We start from the raw sequence: 16462 nt of genomic DNA, 5'->3' as shown, positions 1-16462 counted from the left end.
AGCGACTTCACGCCACCGAAGACTCGACTAGAGCCACCAGCACGCAGCAGTAAATGCAAAATGAAGCTTCACGGCCGCGGCGTTTTACACTCTGCCCAGGCCAGCGAAAGATATGACCTCGAGTTTTGCATACAGTACAGCCAGGATAGGGACGTAACTGCAATGCTTGAGGGGCGAAAACCGCATTATCGGCTCCGGGGACGTAACAAGACCTTTCGAGGAAAAGGACGATATCGGCCAAATGTGCCACGGGCCGTATAGTCGGCAAAGGAATGAATTGCCGCAGGGAGGATCACGTGAGCGTTGCAGCAGCACGAGCAGTCAACTTGAGAAAGTCTTACGGGCAGGGCGATACGGAAGTAGTGGCTCTTGATGGGGTGAACGTTGAGTTTCGGCAGGGTGAGTTCACCGCGATCATGGGCCCGTCGGGATCGGGCAAGTCGACGCTGATGCACGTGATGGCTGGGCTAGATTCGGCGACGTCGGGCGAGGTGTTTGTCGGCGGGACGGAGTTGTCGCAGTTAAACGATAAGGAACTGACGGCTCTGCGGCGGGACCGATTGGGGTTCATCTTTCAGTCGTTCAACTTGGTGCCCACGCTGACGGCGTCGGAGAACATTCAACTGCCAACGAACATTGCCGGCCGGACTGTGGATAGGGCGTGGTTCGATGAGATCACCGAGCGTCTTGGGTTGGCGAAGCGACTGAGCCATAGGCCTGCGGAGTTGTCGGGTGGTCAGCAGCAGCGTGTGGCGTGTGCCCGTGCGTTGGTGTCGCGGCCGGAGATCATTTTTGGTGACGAGCCGACGGGCAACCTGGACTCTAACTCGTCGCGTGAGGTGCTGAGCATTTTGCGGACGGCGGTGGATCAGTATGACCAGACGGTGGTGATTGTGACGCATGACGCGAGGGCGGCGTCGTATGCGGATCGTGTGGTGTTTTTGCGGGACGGGAACATCGTTAATGAACTGCGCAACCCGGATATGGATGCCATTTTGGGTGTCATGGCGACGATGGAGGACTAGGGGCCAGTGAACTCCACGATGAATAAGGTGTCGCTGCGTAACCTTGCGGCGCACAAACTGCGGCTCGCGCTGACGGTGTTGGCGGTGGTGCTTGGCACGTCGTTCCTGTCTGGTGCGCTGATGTTCACCAACATGCTGTCGTCGACGTTCGACTCTGCCGTAGACACTGTGCTTGACGACGTCGATGCGGTGGTGCGCCCAGCCGAGGGCGAAAGTGCCTTAGACAAGGAGACAGTCGACGGCATTCGGGCGAATGGGGACGTTGATCGTGTGAACCTGATGGCTGATGAGTCGGTTGTTATCGCGACTGACAATGAGGTGGCGGTGCAGACGCGTCTCGGGTCCTCGCGGCTGGGCGTGTATTACGAGCCGCAGGACACGGTTGGCCGAACGGTCGAGGTGGTCGAAGGTCACGCACCGAAAGAGATCGGCGATGCGGTGATCAACGCCAATGGCGCGCATGAGTATGGCCTGCATGTTGGGCAAGAGTTGATCGTTGTGGACCGTGATGGTCGGAATACGGTGCGCATTACTGGGCTTATCGACGACCCCCTGGTGCAGGCCACCTCTTTACGCCTCGGGGTAACCGAAGAGACTTACTTGGACTATTACTCCTATGACGAGCGTTTCCCGGCGATCACTGTCGGGGCGAAGGAAGGCGTGGGGGCCGCGGAGGTTGTGGACAACCTGCGGAGCGAATTTCCTGGGCTGAAGATAGAGGCGGGGGAGAAGGTTGCGCAGGAAACGACTGAGCAGATTCGGGACGCTCTGAGCTTTGTTACGTACTTCTTGGTTGCGTTCGGTCTGGTTGGCCTGTTGGTGGGCACGTTCTTGATTGCGAATACGTTCTCCATGATCGTGGCGCAACGCACGAAGGAGTTCGCGCTGCTGCGGGCTCTGGGGGCGTCGCGCGGGCAGATCACGCGGTCTGTGGCGCTGGAAGCGGCTTTGGTCGGGTTGTTGGGCTCGGTGCTTGGCGTGGTGGCTGGTGCCGGGTTGGTGTTGGCGATTCGTGCGGGGATGAACTCGTTTGGCATGCCACTTCCACAATCGGGAGTGGGGCTGTCTGCCGATGCGGTGGTGGTGCCACTGGTCGTCGGAACAGTAGTGACGGTGCTTTCCGCGCTGGCGCCGGCGCGGAAGGCCGGCAAGGTCCGGCCGGTGGAGGCGATGCGGGCGAGCGAGGCCGCGACGCCGCAGCCGCTGGTGTGGCGCACGGTTGTCGGCGCGGTGTTGGTCGTTGTGGCAGTTGCCGCTGCGGGTTACGCAATGACGTGGGACGATGGTGCGACTCGCCACCGGGCGATCCTGGTTGGTGTGGCTGCGCTGAGTGTGATCAGTGGGTTGTTCCTTGCGGGGCCTGCACTGAGCCTTCCGGTTGTGCCGCCGTTGGGGCGCCTGATCGGGGCACCGTTCGGTGAGGTGGGCAGGCTTGCGTCGACAAATACGCGGCGCAACCCGCGCCGGACCGCAACGACGGCGTTCGCGCTGATGCTGGGGATTGCGCTGGTGACCATGATTGGCATGCTTGGCGCGTCGATGAAGCAGTCGGTGGATGACGTGGCCGCAAGCGAGGTCAATGCGGACTATGTGCTGATGGGCCCGGAGATGGGTTCTTTCCCGGTCCCGGGGGATCTGCCGGACAGGCTCGCTGAGGTAGACGGTGTGGGCAGTATCGCGTCGTATACCCAGGCACCGATCACGGTCGACGGAGAGTTTGGCTACCAGTTCGGGCCGGTTGGGATGACGGATGTGCTGCGCGGCGACCCGTCGGATCTCATCGACCTCAACGTCGTCGACGGCGACGTATCACTAACGGGTGACTCGCTGATCGCGCCGGATCACATTGCCAAAGAGCGTGGCTGGAAGGTCGGCGATACAGTCCAAGTGGCCGCACCGAGTGCTCCGGGAAAGACCGTCGACGTGACGGTTGCCGGCCTGTTTAGTGGGTCGAATGTGTTGCAGATGTTTGTGGTGTCGGATTCGGCGGCGGCGAAGGTGTCGTCGATAAGCAATACGCGCCTGCTGATGGTGGGCGTTGACAGCGACGGCTCCACCGATCTGGAGACGCTGCGCGCGCGGCTGGAAGATGAGGTGCGCGGCGACATTGTGGTGCAGGTGCGCTCCGCGGAGGAGATGAGTGGCGAGGTTACGGCGCTGATCGACCAGATGCTGTTCATCCTGTACGCGCTGTTGTCGCTGGCTGTGGTGGTGGCGGTGCTTGGCATTGTGAATACGCTGACGCTGTCCGTGATTGAGCGTAGGCAGGAGATTGGTATGTTGCGCGCGGTGGGCACACAACGCAGGCAAATTCGCACGATGATCCTGCTGGAGTCGGTGCAGATGACGGTCTATGGCGCGTCGCTCGGTGTGCTGTTGGGCCTTGGGCTTGGCTGGGCGTTCCTGACGGTGCTTGAGAGCCAAGGCTTGACGACGATTGCCGTACCAACCGGGCTCATCGCCACCGTCTTGGCTGCCTCGGTAGTGGTGGGGCTGCTTGCCGCCGTTTGGCCGGGCCAGCGCGCTGCGAAGACACCGCCACTGGATGCGATTGCGGAGTAGGGCTTAGCGGGTGGCGAACGACGCCACCTGTGCACCGATTCCGGCCGCGAGCACCGCGAACGCCGCGGTGCTTATCCCGTACTCGGCGGCGAGGCGGAACTTGCCGTCTTTAATCAACGCCCCGAGTTGGCGGGCCAACAGTGACAGTGTTGAAAGTGCGCCGGCAAACCCAACACCAACGGCGGTTTGCCACATGGAAGGCAGGAAGATTGCCACGCCGATGATGCCGGAGGCGGCGATGTTGGCAATGAAGGTTGCCATCAACAGGTTGTGCACGACGGCCATGATCGCCCAACGCACAAACCCGCCGAGCATGCCGCCGAAAAAGACACCGAGGACGGCGCCGAGCATCCACGTCGCGTCAGACATGGTGCTTCACCCGTGACGCATCTCCGGCCATCCAGGCCAACGTGGCAGTGCTAAGACCCAGCGTGATGATGAACGCCGCCCACCACACCGAGGTGTGCGACGACGCCAACGCCACCGCAGAAAGGGTGCTGAACCCGCCGAGGAAGCCCACACCCCAAAACGGGCCCGGCGCGAAATACCCCATGGCGTAGCAGGCAGTGAGGTTCACCGCGAAGGTGACGGCCAGGGCGAGCGCTTCCGGGGTGGCGGGACTGACCCAAATGAGCAAAATGAAGCGTGCAAGCGCCCCGAAGCCCGCACCGAGGGCAACGATGAGGCCGGTTTTCAGGGATGTTATCTGCACGTCTGCTCAGTGTAACCCGTTATCCGCCGAAGGCGCGAAGCCCCCAGCGCATACCGAACCACGCGGCGACAATGCCGATCACGGCGGTGGACAGGCCGTAGCGCAGGGCCTCGCTGTGCTTTTTGGCCTTGATGAGCTCGCCGAGTTCTTTGGCAAAGGTGGACCAGGTGGACAGGGCGCCAGCGAACCCGACGCCGAGTGCTAACTGCCACGCGGCCGGGGTGGTGACGGCGAAGCCTGCGACGGTGGAACCGACGACGTTGGCGGCGAAGGTGGCGGCGTGGGCGTTGTGGATGATGCGGGTTAGTCCGTAGCGTGCGGCGCCGCCGAACAGTGCGCCGGCGAAGACGGCGGCGAGGGTAAGGGCGAGGCTGAGAACGGGGATGCTAAGCATGGCGGCGGCCCCTTACGGCGTCGCCGGCGAACCACGCGCCGATGGCGGTGGCGTAGCTCAGTGTGATGATGCCGAGCGCCTCGATGGCCTGCGATTGCATCGCCGCGACCGAAATGGCGGAGTAGGTGGTTAAGCCACCGAGGAAGCCCGTGCCCCACAGCGGGCCGGGCTTGAACAGGCCCATGGCGAAGCAGCCAGCGATGTTCACCGCGAAGGTCAGGGCCAGGGCAGCGGTGGAGCCGGGGGCGGCGCCGAGGATGACGAGGTGTCTGACCACTGCGCCCAGCGCCGCGCCGAGGGCGACGGTGATGGTGGTGGAGAGGGTGTCGTCGATACGCATGGGCGCGAGCCTAGTGCCAATCCATCTTCTGGCGCTCAACGAACGCCGCGACCTCCTCCGGCGACTTCTTCAGGTGCGGATCCCACGCGAGGTACTCGCGGGTCTCGCGCACCACAATGCCGGACAGCAGGAGCAGGCCGATCAGGTTCGGGATGGCCATGAGCCCGTTGGACAGGTCGGAGAAGGTCCACGCCAACTCCAGGGAAGCAACCGCGCCGACAAAGGACAAGGCGGTGAAGAACATGCGGTAGGGGATCGACGCCCACTCGCCGAAGAGTGCCACGATGGCGCGCTCGCCGTAGTAGGACCAGCCCAGGATGGTGGAAAACGCGAAGAAGATCAGCGCCACGGAAACGATCAGGCTGCCCCACTCGCCGGGAAGTGCCTGGCCGAAGGCGGAGGCGGTCATGATGGCGGCTTCCTCGCGGCCCATGTCCCAGGTGCCGGCGGTGACGATGACGAGGCCGGTGATGGTGACGACGATGATGGTGTCGATAAACGTCTGCGTCATGGAAACGAGAGCCTGGCGCGCCGGGTGCTGCGTCTTGGCTGCCGCGGCGGCGATGGCGGCGGAACCCATGCCGGATTCGTTGGAGAAAATACCGCGGGCGACACCGAACTGGATGGCCAGCATGATGCCGGAGCCGACGAAGCCGCCGGTGGCAGCGGTGCCGGTGAATGCGTCGGTGAAGATGGTGGCAATCGCGGCCGGTACGCGGTCTGCCATAAGTACCAGTGCGGTGATGCCGCCGCCGACGTAAATGACAATCATCAGCGGTACGAACGCTGCGGTGATCTTGCCGATGCCCTCAATGCCGCCCAGGACGGCAGCGCCAACGGCGAAGAAGATGATCACGCCGGCCACGTTGGCGCTGATGCCAAACGCGTCGTGCATGCCGGCGGCGATGGAGTTGCCCTGCGCGAGGTTGCCAATGCCGAAGGACGCGAAGATGGTGAACAGGGTAAACGCGGCGGCGAGGAATTTGCCGAAGCCGCCGCCGACACCAGTCTTCAGGTACTCGTGCGGGCCGCCCTGCTGCTTGCCCTTCTTGTCGGTGGTGCGGAAGCGCACACCCAGGTAGGCCTCGGAGTACTTCGACGCCATGCCGACGATGCCGGTGAGCCAGATCCAAAACAGTGCACCAGGGCCACCGATGGAGATCGCGGTGGCCACACCGACGATGTTGCCGGTACCCACCGTCGCCGCCAGCGCGGTGGTCAGTGCCTGGTAGTTGGAGATGTCGCCCGCGCCCTCTTCAGCCTTATCGACGAACGCATGACGCGTCGCACGACCCAGCGTGCGGAACTGGATACCGCGCAGCCGGACAGTGAGGAACAAACCAGTGCCCAGCAGCAGCGGAATGAGGACGAAAGGCCCCCAAACGATGGACGAGATAGTGCTCAAAATGTCGTTGAGGGTGGAAGCCATGCGGAAGAGTAAAGCATACGCATAGCAGAATAATATAAAACTGGCAGAGTTTAGATTCACAGACGATGATGGAGCTGTCCATACACACCCTCAGCCCGCAACAAAAGGAGCCCCCATGGCACACGAGCGCGCCGGCCAACCCGCCCGCGACGAGGACCTCATCGACATTGCCGAGCTGGTCACCGCCTACTACACCCGCGATATCGACCCCGACAATGTGGACCAGCAAGTGGTGTTCGGCACCTCGGGTCACCGCGGGTCGTCGTTAGATAATGCATTCAACGAAGCGCATATCTTGGCGACGACGCAGGCGATCGTCGATTACCGCCGCGGCGAAGGTATCACCGGTCCGGTCTACATCGGCCGTGACCCCCACGCCCTGTCGGAGCCGGCGATGGTTTCCGCGCTCGAGGTGCTCATTGCCAACGAAGTGCCAGTGCGTGTCGACGCCGCCGGGCGCTACACCCCAACCCCAGCCGTCTCCCACGCGATCTTGACCCACCCCGGCGGCAACGCCGACGGCATCGTGGTTACCCCATCGCACAACCCACCGCGCGACGGCGGCTTTAAATACAACCCGCCAAGCGGCGGACCCGCACCGGCGGAAGCTACGGACTGGATTGCGCGCCGGGCCAACGAATACATTGCCGCAGGCCTGAGGGGCGTGAAGCGGGTATCGGTCAGTGGCGTGCTGGACGAGCGTGCGGAGAAGTTCGGCTACCTCGATCACTACGTCTCCGACCTAGACAGCGTGGTGGATATGGACGCCATCAAGGCATCTGGCCTGCACGTCGGCGCAGACCCGATGGGTGGGGCGAGCGTGGACTACTGGGGAGCGATCGGGGAGCGCTACGGGCTGAACCTCGTGGTGGTCAACCCACGCGTGGACGCCACCTGGCGGTTCATGACCCTGGACACCGACGGCAAGATCCGCATGGACTGCTCCAGTGCAGACTCCATGGCATCGCTCGTGCATAACCGCGACAAGTACGACCTGGCCACCGGCAACGACGCCGACGCGGACCGCCACGGCATTGTCACCCCGGACGCCGGGCTGATGAACCCGAATCACTACCTCGCCGTGGCCATCGAGTACCTGTTTAGTCACCGCGACGGCTGGGCGAAGGACACGGCGGTGGGCAAGACCTTGGTGTCCTCGTCGATGATCGACCGCGTTGTCGCATCGCTCGGGCGTGACCTCGTCGAGGTCCCGGTTGGATTCAAGTGGTTCGTGCCAGGACTCGTCAGCGGCACCATCGGCTTCGGTGGCGAAGAATCCGCCGGTGCGTCCTTCCTGCGCAAAAACGGCAAGGTCTGGTCCACCGACAAGGACGGCCTGATCATGGACCTGCTCGCCGCCGAAATCACTGCGGTAACAGGCAAAACTCCGTCGCAGCGCTACGCCGAGCTCGAAACGCAGTACGGCTCGCCTGCATATGCGCGTATCGACGCCCCCGCAAACCGCGAAGAAAAAGCCACCCTGAAGGCCCTTTCGCCCGACCAAGTGCAGGCGAGTGAACTGGCGGGTGAGGTTATCTCTGCAAAGCTAACGGAGGCCCCAGGAAACGGCGCGGCCATCGGCGGACTGAAGGTGACCACCGAAAACGCCTGGTTTGCCGCGCGCCCCTCCGGCACCGAAGACAAGTACAAGATCTACGCCGAATCGTTCCTCGGCGCGGAGCACGTGGCGCAGGTGCAGGAAGAAGCCAAAGCGCTCGTGTCACAGGTCTTGGGCAAATAGGGGAGTAGAATCAGCCGAGTGAGCACAACGACAGCCGCGCCTGCAACGCGCGACACAAAAACACTGGTCCTGGACGTGTTGTCCGCGTTAGCGCGGTTCTACATGGCCTACATTTGGATCTCTGCTGGGTGGGCAAAAATTGGTGTCCACCTGGATACCGCCAAAACCATCGAGGCCTACGAAATCTTCACCCCAGCCTGGTCCGACTTGCTGGCCCATATCATCGGGCCGCTCGAGCTCGCGGGTGGTTTGTTGCTGCTGCTGGGCATCAACCTGCGCTGGTCGGGCAAGGTGTCCATCTACGTGCTCGTGCTGTTCATCATCGGCATGCTGTCCGCTTGGCAGCGGGGACTCGTTATCGACTGTGGTTGTTTCGACCCGTCCGCAGCCGGCGAAGGGGAGACGAATCTGCTCGCTACGGTGTTTCGCGATGTCGTCTACATCGTCATCACAGGCTTCATGATGTGGCGCCCGTTTAAGAAGTTTGCAATTTACCCCTAAACTTGACCGTTGTACGCAGTACCCGTCCACCGCGCCGTGATCGCGGCGCCAACAACAGGAGACACGTGTGACCACACGCAAAGTGCAAAACCCGAACCAGAGCGGTAGCAAGGCCTTCATCTGGGCCGTCGTCGCTGTTATCGCGATTGCTCTGCTTGTCATCGGCATCATTGTCTACAACGGCAAGGCAAACCGCAGCGCTGCAAAGCAGGCGGAGATGATCGACGTCACCGGTATCAACGTCGAGTGGAACCAAGAAGAAGACATCATCCACATCACCGGCGAAAACAAGGATGCCAACAAGGCTGAACTTTTCGAAGACTTCTCCTGCTCCCACTGTGCAGACCTGCACGTTGCTACCGATGAGCAGATGCTGGAGAAGGTCCGCGCGGGTGAAATCAACGTGGACCTGCGCCCGATGACCGCACTGGATGGCGGCATGACGGGCCACTCCACCAAGGCACTGGCTGCCGAGCTGGCGCTGCTGGCCCACGGCGATTTCTCTTCCGCGTTCACCTTGCGCAACTTCCTGTTTGAGAACCAGCAGTCGGCGTACAACAAGTACGACGAGAACGGCTTCGCAGATCTGGCCGCAGACTACGGTGCAAGCGATGAGGCTGTGAAGGATATTCGCGACGGCAAGTTCATCGACACCGCGAAGCGTCTTGGCGACGACAACCGCAAGTACCAGGAAGACAAGACCGGTGAGGCATGGACCCCGCGCGTGCTTGTCGATGGCGAGGATGTGGAAAAGCTCGTCGATATTGAGGAACTCCGAGAGATCACGGGCAACCCGAACCTCGACGAGAAGGAGGACTCTCCGCGTGACTTCTGGCCGGAGGTCCTGGCCAGCCGCTAAACACAAAGACCAATATCGGCTTTTAGCCCCAAGCGGCCTGCATTTGCCCAGGTCGCATCCTGAAGCGGTGGCTAAAAGCCGATATCGCCTTTTGTTGGGGCTGGCGATTTGGCCGGGGGCGGGCTGGCCCGGTATATTGACCAAAGTTCCAAGGGGCTATGGCGCAGTTGGTAGCGCACCACACTGGCAGTGTGGGGGTCACGGGTTCGAATCCCGTTAGCTCCACTCCACAACTACATACCGTTTACACGCGGGGCTATGGCGCAGTTGGTAGCGCACCACACTGGCAGTGTGGGGGTCACGGGTTCGAATCCCGTTAGCTCCACCACGAAGGCTGTCCGACCGTTTGGTCGGGCAGCCTTTCTCGTATCGTGGGCCCATGGATACTTCAATCGGTCAGCTTGGGGTGGTGACCTCAGCAGGTGCCGTTTCGAGGGTGCTGTTGCCCGGGGATGCAGGGCAGTCGCGTATCGACGACACCGTCACCGCTGCCCTCGCCACCCAACAGATCGCCGAGTATTTCGCCGGGGAGCGCAGGGCGTTCGACGTGCCACTGAACCTGGATGGCGTGACCGAGTTCCGGGCTGAGGTGCTGCGGGCGCTCATGGAGGTCCCGTACGGTGAGACGACGACGTATGGGGAGTTGGCTCGGGCGGTGGGCCGCCCCAAAGCAGTGCGCGCAGTGGGAAGCGCCTGTGCGACGAATCCGCTTCCGATCCTGATCCCGTGCCACCGCGTGCTGCGCAGCGATGGCGCGCTTGGGGGCTACCGTGGCGGGACAGAAGCAAAACGTTTCCTACTGGCATTGGAGAGCATTGATGTCTGACACGTTTGTGAAGCACGGCAGCGCGCCAGGAGCGGCGGCAGCCGAGGCCGCGTACCTGCGCTGGCTGCGTGAGGGCTCGGCTGCCGTCGTGGAGGTGTTGGACCTTGACGAGGAGGCGAACACGCTGACCATCGAGCGGGTCGACAGTGCCCGCCCCACCAAAGACGCAGCGAGACAGGCGGGACGCGAGTTGGCGGCCATCCACGCGATGGGTGCGGATGCGTTTGGTGCGCCGGCAAAAGGCTGGGAGGGGCCGAACTTCATTGGCACCCGCGAGCAGGCCTGTCGGCCAGAGAAACGGTGGGCGGTGTTCTATACCGAGCAGCGCGTCCTGCCGTTCGCGGAAAATGCGGTGCGTGCGGGCAACCTGAACCGGGAAGGACTGGAGACGGTGCGGCGCGTCTGCGACGCACTGGTGCGGGAAGACGGGGAGGCTCCCTTGGCGCGCATTCATGGCGACCTGTGGACGGGCAACCTGCTGTTTTCGCCGGAAGGCCCGCGTTTTATCGACCCGGCCGCGCACGGCGGGCACCCGTTGACCGACTTCGCGATGCTGGAGCTGTTCGGAGCGCCGTACCTCGACGCGATCGTCGGCGGATACATCGACGCCGGAGGCGAGCTCGGACAGGATTGGCAGCGGCGCATCGCGATCCACCAGATGCACCCGCTTGCGGTGCACGCCTGGACACACGGTCCGTCGTACGGATCGGCGCTGGTGCGGGCGGCAGAAGAGTCCTTGCGGGTTGTTGGGTAGCACACTATCCTGCAATGTAAGACATGTAATACATCGGGAGGTGTCGCATGAACATCGAGGAACGCCTACAGGCGCTGTTAGCGAGACAAGCCGACGGCACCACGGTGTCGATGCGCCAACTAAATCAGAAGACGCGTGCTGTGATCGACCGTGTTTCGAAGGAGGGGGTCACGTTGACCGTGACCGACAGGGGAGTGCCAATCGCGGAAATTCGTCCGGTGAGCCAGAAAACCGGACTAGATCGACTCGAGGAGCTTGGGCTGCTTGCGCAGAAGGGAAAAGTCTTCGAAGAAGGGTGGAGGCCCGCAGCGTCTGCAGTATCGCTTGAAGAGTGGTTGGAAGAAGAGCGCGGGGAAGATCGCTTAGAACGGGTGATGGCGGATCTGCAGGCTCTCGACTTGGCGCGTACCGAAAAGGGCGAAGGGTGATGACTGGGGTGGAGCCGCTTGCATATGTCGATGCATCTGTACTGATTGCCTCCTCGGGCAGGGAGGCGCATAGCGAGTGGGCTTTGTCTGTGCTCTGGGGAAAGGCTTTGGTGAGCTCGGCCATCGTGCGTGTGGAGTTAGCTCGTTTTGCGCATCGAATGGGCTACGGCGCCGAAGATTTGAGCGAATTGGAATCTAGAGTCTCGTTCCTCAGTATCGATGATCGCGTCATTGAGGCAGCAGTTGCAGTGAGTGGAGAAGCGAAAGCCTTGGACGCCCTGCATGTTGGGACTTGGGCAAGGATGCAATCACTAGGGCTGAACTGCCCATTCATTACGGCGGACCGGAAACAAGCAGCAGCTGCACTATCGGTAGGGGCGACGGTGGTTCACCCCTATGGTGGAGATCTGCTCTAGCTGCGCCACCAAGTGTCGGCAGGGCCCGGCGGCATGTGGCGCTTGTGCTGGCCGATGCGCCACAGGTGCTCGAGGCGCTTCTGGGCGTCGGCGGGGATGGTCTTGCCTTCGAGGTAGTCGTCGATGTGCGCGTAGGTGATGCCAAGCGCTTCCTCGTCGGGAAGGGCTGGGCGGTCCTCCTCCAGATCGGCGGTGGGCACCTTCTCCCACAGGCGCGGATCGGCGTCGAGGTGCTTGAGCATTGTCGCACCCTGGCGCTTGTTCAAGCCTGCCAGTGGGATGAGGTCGGCCGCGCCATCGCCGTGCTTGGTGAAAAACCCGGTGACGTTCTCCGCTGCGTGATCGGAGCCGATGACCAGCAGGCCACGCTCACCAGCGATGGCGTACTGGGCGATCATGCGCATACGTGCCTTGACGTTGCCTTTGTTGAAGTCGCCGAGTCCCTCCACACCGAGCGCGCCTGCGACGGCTCCGGACAGCGCGGTGGTGGCCGGCTCAATGTCCACGGTTACCGTCTCGTCCGGAGCAATGAACCGCAGCGCCAGTTGCGCGTCGTCCTCGTCGGCCTGCACGCCGTGGGGGAGACGGACAGCGACAAACTCGGCAGCCGAGCCAGCCTCGCGTCGCTTCACTACCGCGAGCTGGGCCAACTTGCCGGCGAGGGTGGAGTCCTGCCCGCCGGAAATGCCAAGCACGTAGCCTTTTGCGCCGGTGCGGTCGAGGTAATCGGCCAAGAATTGCACGCGGCGGTCGATCTCTGCGGCAGGGTCGATAACGGGGGACACGCCGAGTGCGGCGATGATCTCGGATTGCATAGCGCTCATCGTATATGGGAGGGGGATACGTGAGGGTTTTGATTCAGCGCGGGTGATGTGTAACATTTATCCCCGTGTTGCGACCCGGCAGTTCGCCGTGCGTCGCTAATTGCAGGTAATCCGAGCAGAAAGGAGCGCCCGATGAAGGTCCGCAAGTCGCTTCGGTCGCTGAAGAACAAGCCGGGCGCCCAGGTTGTGCGCCGCAACGGCAAGGTTTACGTGATCAACAAGAAGGATCCGCGCTTCAAGGCCCGTCAGGGTTAATTGTCGCGAGCAGGCGCCCCGTCACCGTGTGGTGGCGGGGTTTTTGCGTTCCCAAAAACAGGCAGTTCTAGGGCGGGATGAATCTATTTCGAGGAAATTACACCCGTGAAACAACAAAACTGTGTGTTGCGGATGAGCGTGCGGACTACATGTAGGTAATTCTGGGCACCTATCCTGGGAATATCACCCATGTAACTACTACATGTAGTAGCAGTTGCCCTTCTCAGCCCCAAGGTATAGTGTCTCTTGGTGTTGCCCCGCGGAGACGGGGACAGAAGAAAATCTCCCCAAAGAACCCGCAGAGAAGGGACCACAAGCGATGTCGATCACCGTTTACAGCAAGCCGGCGTGCATGCAGTGCAAGGCAACCGAGAAGGCGCTGAAGAAGGCCGGCCTTGAGTACACCACCGTCGACATTTCTGTGGACGAAGAGGCCCGCGATTACGTGATGGCCCTCGGCTATGTTCAGGCTCCGGTGGTTGAGGCTAACGGTGAGCACTGGTCCGGCTTCCGCCCGGAGCGCATCAAGGGTCTGCTCGCAGCGGCTTAAGCGTCGCGCGCATACCGACGCCATGAGGCGCACAACTGGCAGTAGCCTTCTGAAATCTGCACAAGAAAGGTAGTGGCCATGCTGGTCGTCTACTTCTCCTCCGCCACTGAGAACACGAAGCGGTTTGTGGAGAAGCTCGGCCTTCCTGCGAAGCGGATCCCCCTGCGCAGAACCGATCCGGAACTCGTCGTCGACGAGCCATACATCCTCATCTGTCCCACTTACGGAGGTGGGGTGAGCGTGAGTGGTGGTAATTCCAGGCCGGTGCCGGCGCAAGTGATCCGCTTCATGAACAATGAGGGCAATCGCACCTTGATGCGGGGTGTGATTGCCGCCGGAAACTCTAACTTTGGTGCGGATTACTGCCTTGCTGGGCCGGTGATCGCTGACAAGTGTAAGGTCCCGTACTTATACAGGTTTGAGCTCATGGGCTCGGCCGAAGATGTCGCGCATGTGCGCAACCAACTGATTGAAAACGCTGAACGATTGGGTTTGCGTGGGGGACCGGAGGTCGTCGATACGCAAGCGCACGTGCAGCAGGCTCCGGATGAGTCGGAGCGATTGGCAAAACTGCGCGAAAAATACGCCGGTAAATACAAAAGAACTACGAACTGAAAGGCCTCGAAGTGTCTACTCTGCCCCTCGGTAAGAATGTCCCGGAGCCGGCTCATGAAAAGGACCAGCTGGATTACCACGCGTTGAACGCGCTGCTGAATCTTTATGACGAGAACGGTCAGATTCAGTTTGATAAAGACCGTGAGGCTGCGAACCAGTTCTTCCTGCAGCACGTGAACCAGAACACGGTCTACTTCCACGATCTGGAAGAGAAGATCGATTACCTGGTTACGAACAAGTACTACGAGCCGGACACGATTGAGAAGTACGAGTGGGAGTTTATTAAGGACACGTTCAAGCGCGCCTACTCTTACAAGTTCCGCTTCAAGTCGTTCCTCGGCGCGTACAAGTACTACACCTCCTACACGCTGAAGACCTTTGACGGCCGCCGCTACCTGGAGCGTTTCGAGGATCGCGTGGCTATGACGGCGCTGTTCCTTGCCGATGGCAACCAGGATCTTGCATTCGCGCTTGTCGACGAAATCATGACCGGCCGTTTCCAGCCCGCCACCCCAACCTTCCTCAACGCAGGTAAGGCACAGCGCGGCGAACTTGTGTCCTGCTTCCTGCTGCGTATCGAGGACAACATGGAGTCCATCGGCCGCGCCATCAACTCCTCGCTGCAGCTGTCCAAGCGTGGCGGCGGTGTGGCGCTGCTGCTGTCGAACATTCGCGAGTCCGGTGCGCCGATTAAACACATTGAGAACCAGTCTTCCGGCGTCATCCCTGTGATGAAGCTTCTGGAGGACGCGTTCTCCTACGCCAACCAGCTCGGTGCCCGCCAGGGTGCAGGTGCTGTGTATCTGAACGCGCACCACCCGGACATCATGCGGTTCTTGGACACCAAGCGTGAGAACGCCGACGAGAAGATCCGCATTAAGACGCTGTCGTTGGGCGTTGTCATTCCGGACATCACCTTCGAGCTGGCTAAGCGTAACGACGATATGTACCTGTTCTCCCCGTACGACGTCGAACGTGTCTACGGCGTGCCGTTCGCAGACATTTCTGTGACGGAGAAGTACGAAGAGATGGTCGAGGACCCACGCATCCGCAAGTCCAAGATCAACGCCCGTAACTTTTTCCAGACCCTGGCAGAGATCCAGTTCGAGTCCGGCTACCCGTACATCATGTACGAAGACACCGCGAACCGTGCGAACCCGGTGAAGACCGGCCGCATCAACATGTCCAACCTGTGCTCGGAGATCCTGCAGGTTAACTCTCCGTCGGTGCTGAACGAGGACCTGACTTACGCGGAAGTCGGCCACGACATCTCCTGCAACCTGGGCTCGCTGAATATCGCAATGGCGATGGATTCCGAGGACTTCGGCCGCACGGTCGAAACGGCAATCCGTGCGCTGACAGCCGTGGCGGACAAGACCTCCATCGAGTCGGTGCCGCCGGTGCGCGACGGCAACGAGTCCTCCCACGCCATTGGTCTGGGGCAGATGAACCTGCACGGATACCTCGGCCGCGAGCACATTGAGTACGGCTCCGAGGAAGGCCTGGACTTCACCAACGCCTACTTTGCCGCGGTGATGTACGAGTGCATCCGCGCATCCCACAAGATTGCAGTGGAGAAGGGCAGCGCATTCAAGGACTTTGACAAGTCCGAGTACGCAACCGGTGAGTTCTTCGACCGCTACGATCCGGCTGATTTCGCACCGAAGACTGACAAGGTCAGGGCACTGTTTGAAAAGTCCAACATTGCTGTGCCGACGGCGGAGCAGTGGGCGCAGCTCAAGGCCGACGTGGCGCGTGACGGCATCTACAACCGTTACCTGCAGGCTGTGCCGCCGACCGGTTCGATTTCCTACATCAACAACTCGACCTCGTCGATCCACCCGATCGCATCCAAGATCGAGATCCGTAAGGAAGGCAAGATCGGCCGCGTCTACTACCCGGCGCCGCACATGAACAACGAGAACATCGAATACTTCAAGGACGCGTACGAGATCGGCTACGAAAAGATCATCGATACGTATGCAGTTGCCACGAAGTATGTGGATCAGGGCCTGTCGCTCACCCTGTTCTTCAAGGACACGGTGACCACTCGCGACATCAACCGCGCACAGATCTACGCATGGCGCAAGGGCATTAAGACCCTGTACTACATCCGCCTGCGTCAGATGGCGTTGGAAGGCACCGAGGTCGACGGTTGCGTCTCCTGCATGCTCTAAGCACGTAGGGAGGGGCTCGGGGGTTGGGGTTCCCGCCTGTAGGAGGCGGGAACC

At 61.4% G+C, this 16462-nt stretch carries 19 protein-coding genes and 2 tRNA genes; 15 read left to right on the top strand and 6 right to left on the bottom strand.

All coding sequences use genetic code 11. From position 1 onward, the window contains the following. The first annotated feature begins 272 nt into the window (after positions 1–272). Positions 273–1025, top strand: a complete 753-nt coding sequence (locus HMPREF3145_RS07470) for an ABC transporter ATP-binding protein (RefSeq protein ID WP_070422610.1) — start codon at positions 273–275, stop codon at positions 1023–1025. Positions 1026–1031: 6 nt separating this feature from the next. Next, positions 1032–3587, top strand: a complete 2556-nt coding sequence (locus tag HMPREF3145_RS07465; protein ID WP_371325699.1) for an ABC transporter permease — start codon at positions 1032–1034, stop codon at positions 3585–3587. 3 nt (positions 3588–3590) lie between these two features. Here HMPREF3145_RS07465 and HMPREF3145_RS07460 read toward each other — a convergent pair whose 3' ends face one another. The 5 genes from HMPREF3145_RS07460 to HMPREF3145_RS07440 are packed head-to-tail and all read right to left on the bottom strand — an operon-like array spanning position 3591 to position 6462. Next, the gene (locus tag HMPREF3145_RS07460; protein ID WP_070422609.1) at positions 3591–3956 is read right to left on the bottom strand and encodes a FluC/FEX family fluoride channel; all 366 of its coding nucleotides are present in this window, start codon (positions 3954–3956) and stop codon (positions 3591–3593) included. After that, positions 3949–4299, bottom strand: a complete 351-nt coding sequence (locus HMPREF3145_RS07455) for a CrcB family protein (RefSeq protein ID WP_083279448.1) — start codon at positions 4297–4299, stop codon at positions 3949–3951. Before HMPREF3145_RS07455 ends, HMPREF3145_RS07460 begins: the two co-directional genes overlap by 8 nt. 19 nt (positions 4300–4318) lie before the next feature. After that, complete coding sequence (locus HMPREF3145_RS07450) at positions 4319–4693, bottom strand: fluoride efflux transporter FluC (protein WP_070422608.1); 375 nt, start codon at positions 4691–4693, stop codon at positions 4319–4321. Next, the gene (locus tag HMPREF3145_RS07445; RefSeq protein WP_246817544.1) at positions 4686–5072 is read right to left on the bottom strand and encodes a CrcB family protein; all 387 of its coding nucleotides are present in this window, start codon (positions 5070–5072) and stop codon (positions 4686–4688) included. The genes HMPREF3145_RS07450 and HMPREF3145_RS07445 overlap by 8 nt, the downstream gene beginning before the upstream one ends. Continuing rightward, entirely contained in the window at positions 5044–6462 is a 1419-nt protein-coding gene (locus tag HMPREF3145_RS07440; RefSeq protein WP_070422606.1) for an alanine/glycine:cation symporter family protein, read from the bottom strand. The genes HMPREF3145_RS07445 and HMPREF3145_RS07440 overlap by 29 nt, the downstream gene beginning before the upstream one ends. A gap of 115 nt (positions 6463–6577) precedes the next feature. Between HMPREF3145_RS07440 and pgm the strand changes: the two genes are divergently transcribed. The 9 genes from pgm to HMPREF3145_RS07395 all read left to right on the top strand — a co-directional run bounded on the left by pgm (position 6578) and on the right by HMPREF3145_RS07395 (position 11987). Next, complete coding sequence (gene pgm, locus HMPREF3145_RS07435) at positions 6578–8203, top strand: phosphoglucomutase (alpha-D-glucose-1,6-bisphosphate-dependent) (protein ID WP_070422605.1); 1626 nt, start codon at positions 6578–6580, stop codon at positions 8201–8203. Between the two features lie 18 nt (positions 8204–8221). Beyond that, positions 8222–8704 (top strand): MauE/DoxX family redox-associated membrane protein, encoded by a 483-nt coding sequence (locus HMPREF3145_RS07430; RefSeq protein WP_256365577.1) that lies wholly within the window; start codon positions 8222–8224, stop codon positions 8702–8704. Positions 8705–8771: 67 nt separating this feature from the next. Continuing rightward, the gene (locus HMPREF3145_RS07425) at positions 8772–9563 is read left to right on the top strand and encodes a DsbA family protein (RefSeq protein WP_070422604.1); all 792 of its coding nucleotides are present in this window, start codon (positions 8772–8774) and stop codon (positions 9561–9563) included. A 152-nt stretch (positions 9564–9715) separates the two neighbouring features. Next, positions 9716–9788, top strand: a tRNA-Ala gene (locus HMPREF3145_RS07420). 27 nt (positions 9789–9815) lie between these two features. Continuing rightward, a tRNA-Ala gene (locus HMPREF3145_RS07415) sits at positions 9816–9891 on the top strand. A gap of 51 nt (positions 9892–9942) precedes the next feature. Further along, the gene (locus HMPREF3145_RS07410) at positions 9943–10389 is read left to right on the top strand and encodes a methylated-DNA--[protein]-cysteine S-methyltransferase (RefSeq protein WP_070422603.1); all 447 of its coding nucleotides are present in this window, start codon (positions 9943–9945) and stop codon (positions 10387–10389) included. Continuing rightward, positions 10382–11143, top strand: coding sequence for a fructosamine kinase family protein (locus tag HMPREF3145_RS07405; protein ID WP_070422602.1), 762 nt, complete (start codon positions 10382–10384; stop codon positions 11141–11143). The genes HMPREF3145_RS07410 and HMPREF3145_RS07405 overlap by 8 nt, the downstream gene beginning before the upstream one ends. Positions 11144–11190: 47 nt before the next feature. Further along, positions 11191–11571 carry a type II toxin-antitoxin system prevent-host-death family antitoxin gene (locus HMPREF3145_RS07400; protein ID WP_070422601.1) on the top strand — a complete coding sequence of 127 codons (381 nt, stop codon included), beginning with the start codon at positions 11191–11193 and terminating at the stop codon, positions 11569–11571. Further along, on the top strand, positions 11571–11987 hold the full coding sequence (locus tag HMPREF3145_RS07395; RefSeq protein ID WP_070422600.1) for a type II toxin-antitoxin system VapC family toxin: 417 nt from the start codon (positions 11571–11573) through the stop codon (positions 11985–11987). The genes HMPREF3145_RS07400 and HMPREF3145_RS07395 overlap by 1 nt, the downstream gene beginning before the upstream one ends. Here HMPREF3145_RS07395 and nadE read toward each other — a convergent pair. Next, complete coding sequence (gene nadE / locus HMPREF3145_RS07390; RefSeq protein ID WP_070422599.1) at positions 11984–12811, bottom strand: ammonia-dependent NAD(+) synthetase; 828 nt, start codon at positions 12809–12811, stop codon at positions 11984–11986. The two genes, HMPREF3145_RS07395 and nadE, sit on opposite strands and share 4 nt — an antisense overlap. 132 nt (positions 12812–12943) lie before the next feature. Here nadE and ykgO point away from each other — a divergent pair, with 132 nt between their 5' ends. The 4 genes from ykgO (at position 12944) to nrdE (ending at position 16408) form a co-directional block, all read left to right on the top strand. Continuing rightward, positions 12944–13066, top strand: a complete 123-nt coding sequence (gene ykgO, locus HMPREF3145_RS07385) for a type B 50S ribosomal protein L36 (RefSeq protein WP_038612879.1) — start codon at positions 12944–12946, stop codon at positions 13064–13066. A 319-nt stretch (positions 13067–13385) separates the two neighbouring features. Next, the gene (gene nrdH / locus HMPREF3145_RS07380) at positions 13386–13616 is read left to right on the top strand and encodes a glutaredoxin-like protein NrdH (protein WP_070422598.1); all 231 of its coding nucleotides are present in this window, start codon (positions 13386–13388) and stop codon (positions 13614–13616) included. A 78-nt stretch (positions 13617–13694) separates the two neighbouring features. Further along, complete coding sequence (nrdI, locus tag HMPREF3145_RS07375) at positions 13695–14231, top strand: class Ib ribonucleoside-diphosphate reductase assembly flavoprotein NrdI (protein ID WP_083279447.1); 537 nt, start codon at positions 13695–13697, stop codon at positions 14229–14231. A gap of 11 nt (positions 14232–14242) precedes the next feature. Continuing rightward, positions 14243–16408, top strand: coding sequence for a class 1b ribonucleoside-diphosphate reductase subunit alpha (nrdE, locus tag HMPREF3145_RS07370; protein WP_083279446.1), 2166 nt, complete (start codon positions 14243–14245; stop codon positions 16406–16408). Positions 16409–16462 lie beyond the last annotated feature (54 nt).

The organism is Corynebacterium sp. HMSC05C01, from assembly GCF_001807155.1.
GTDB classification, from domain to species: Bacteria; Actinomycetota; Actinomycetes; order Mycobacteriales; family Mycobacteriaceae; genus Corynebacterium; species Corynebacterium coyleae.
Note: the sequence above shows the minus strand (reverse complement) of the source record. Positions and strands in the feature narration are given on the sequence as shown.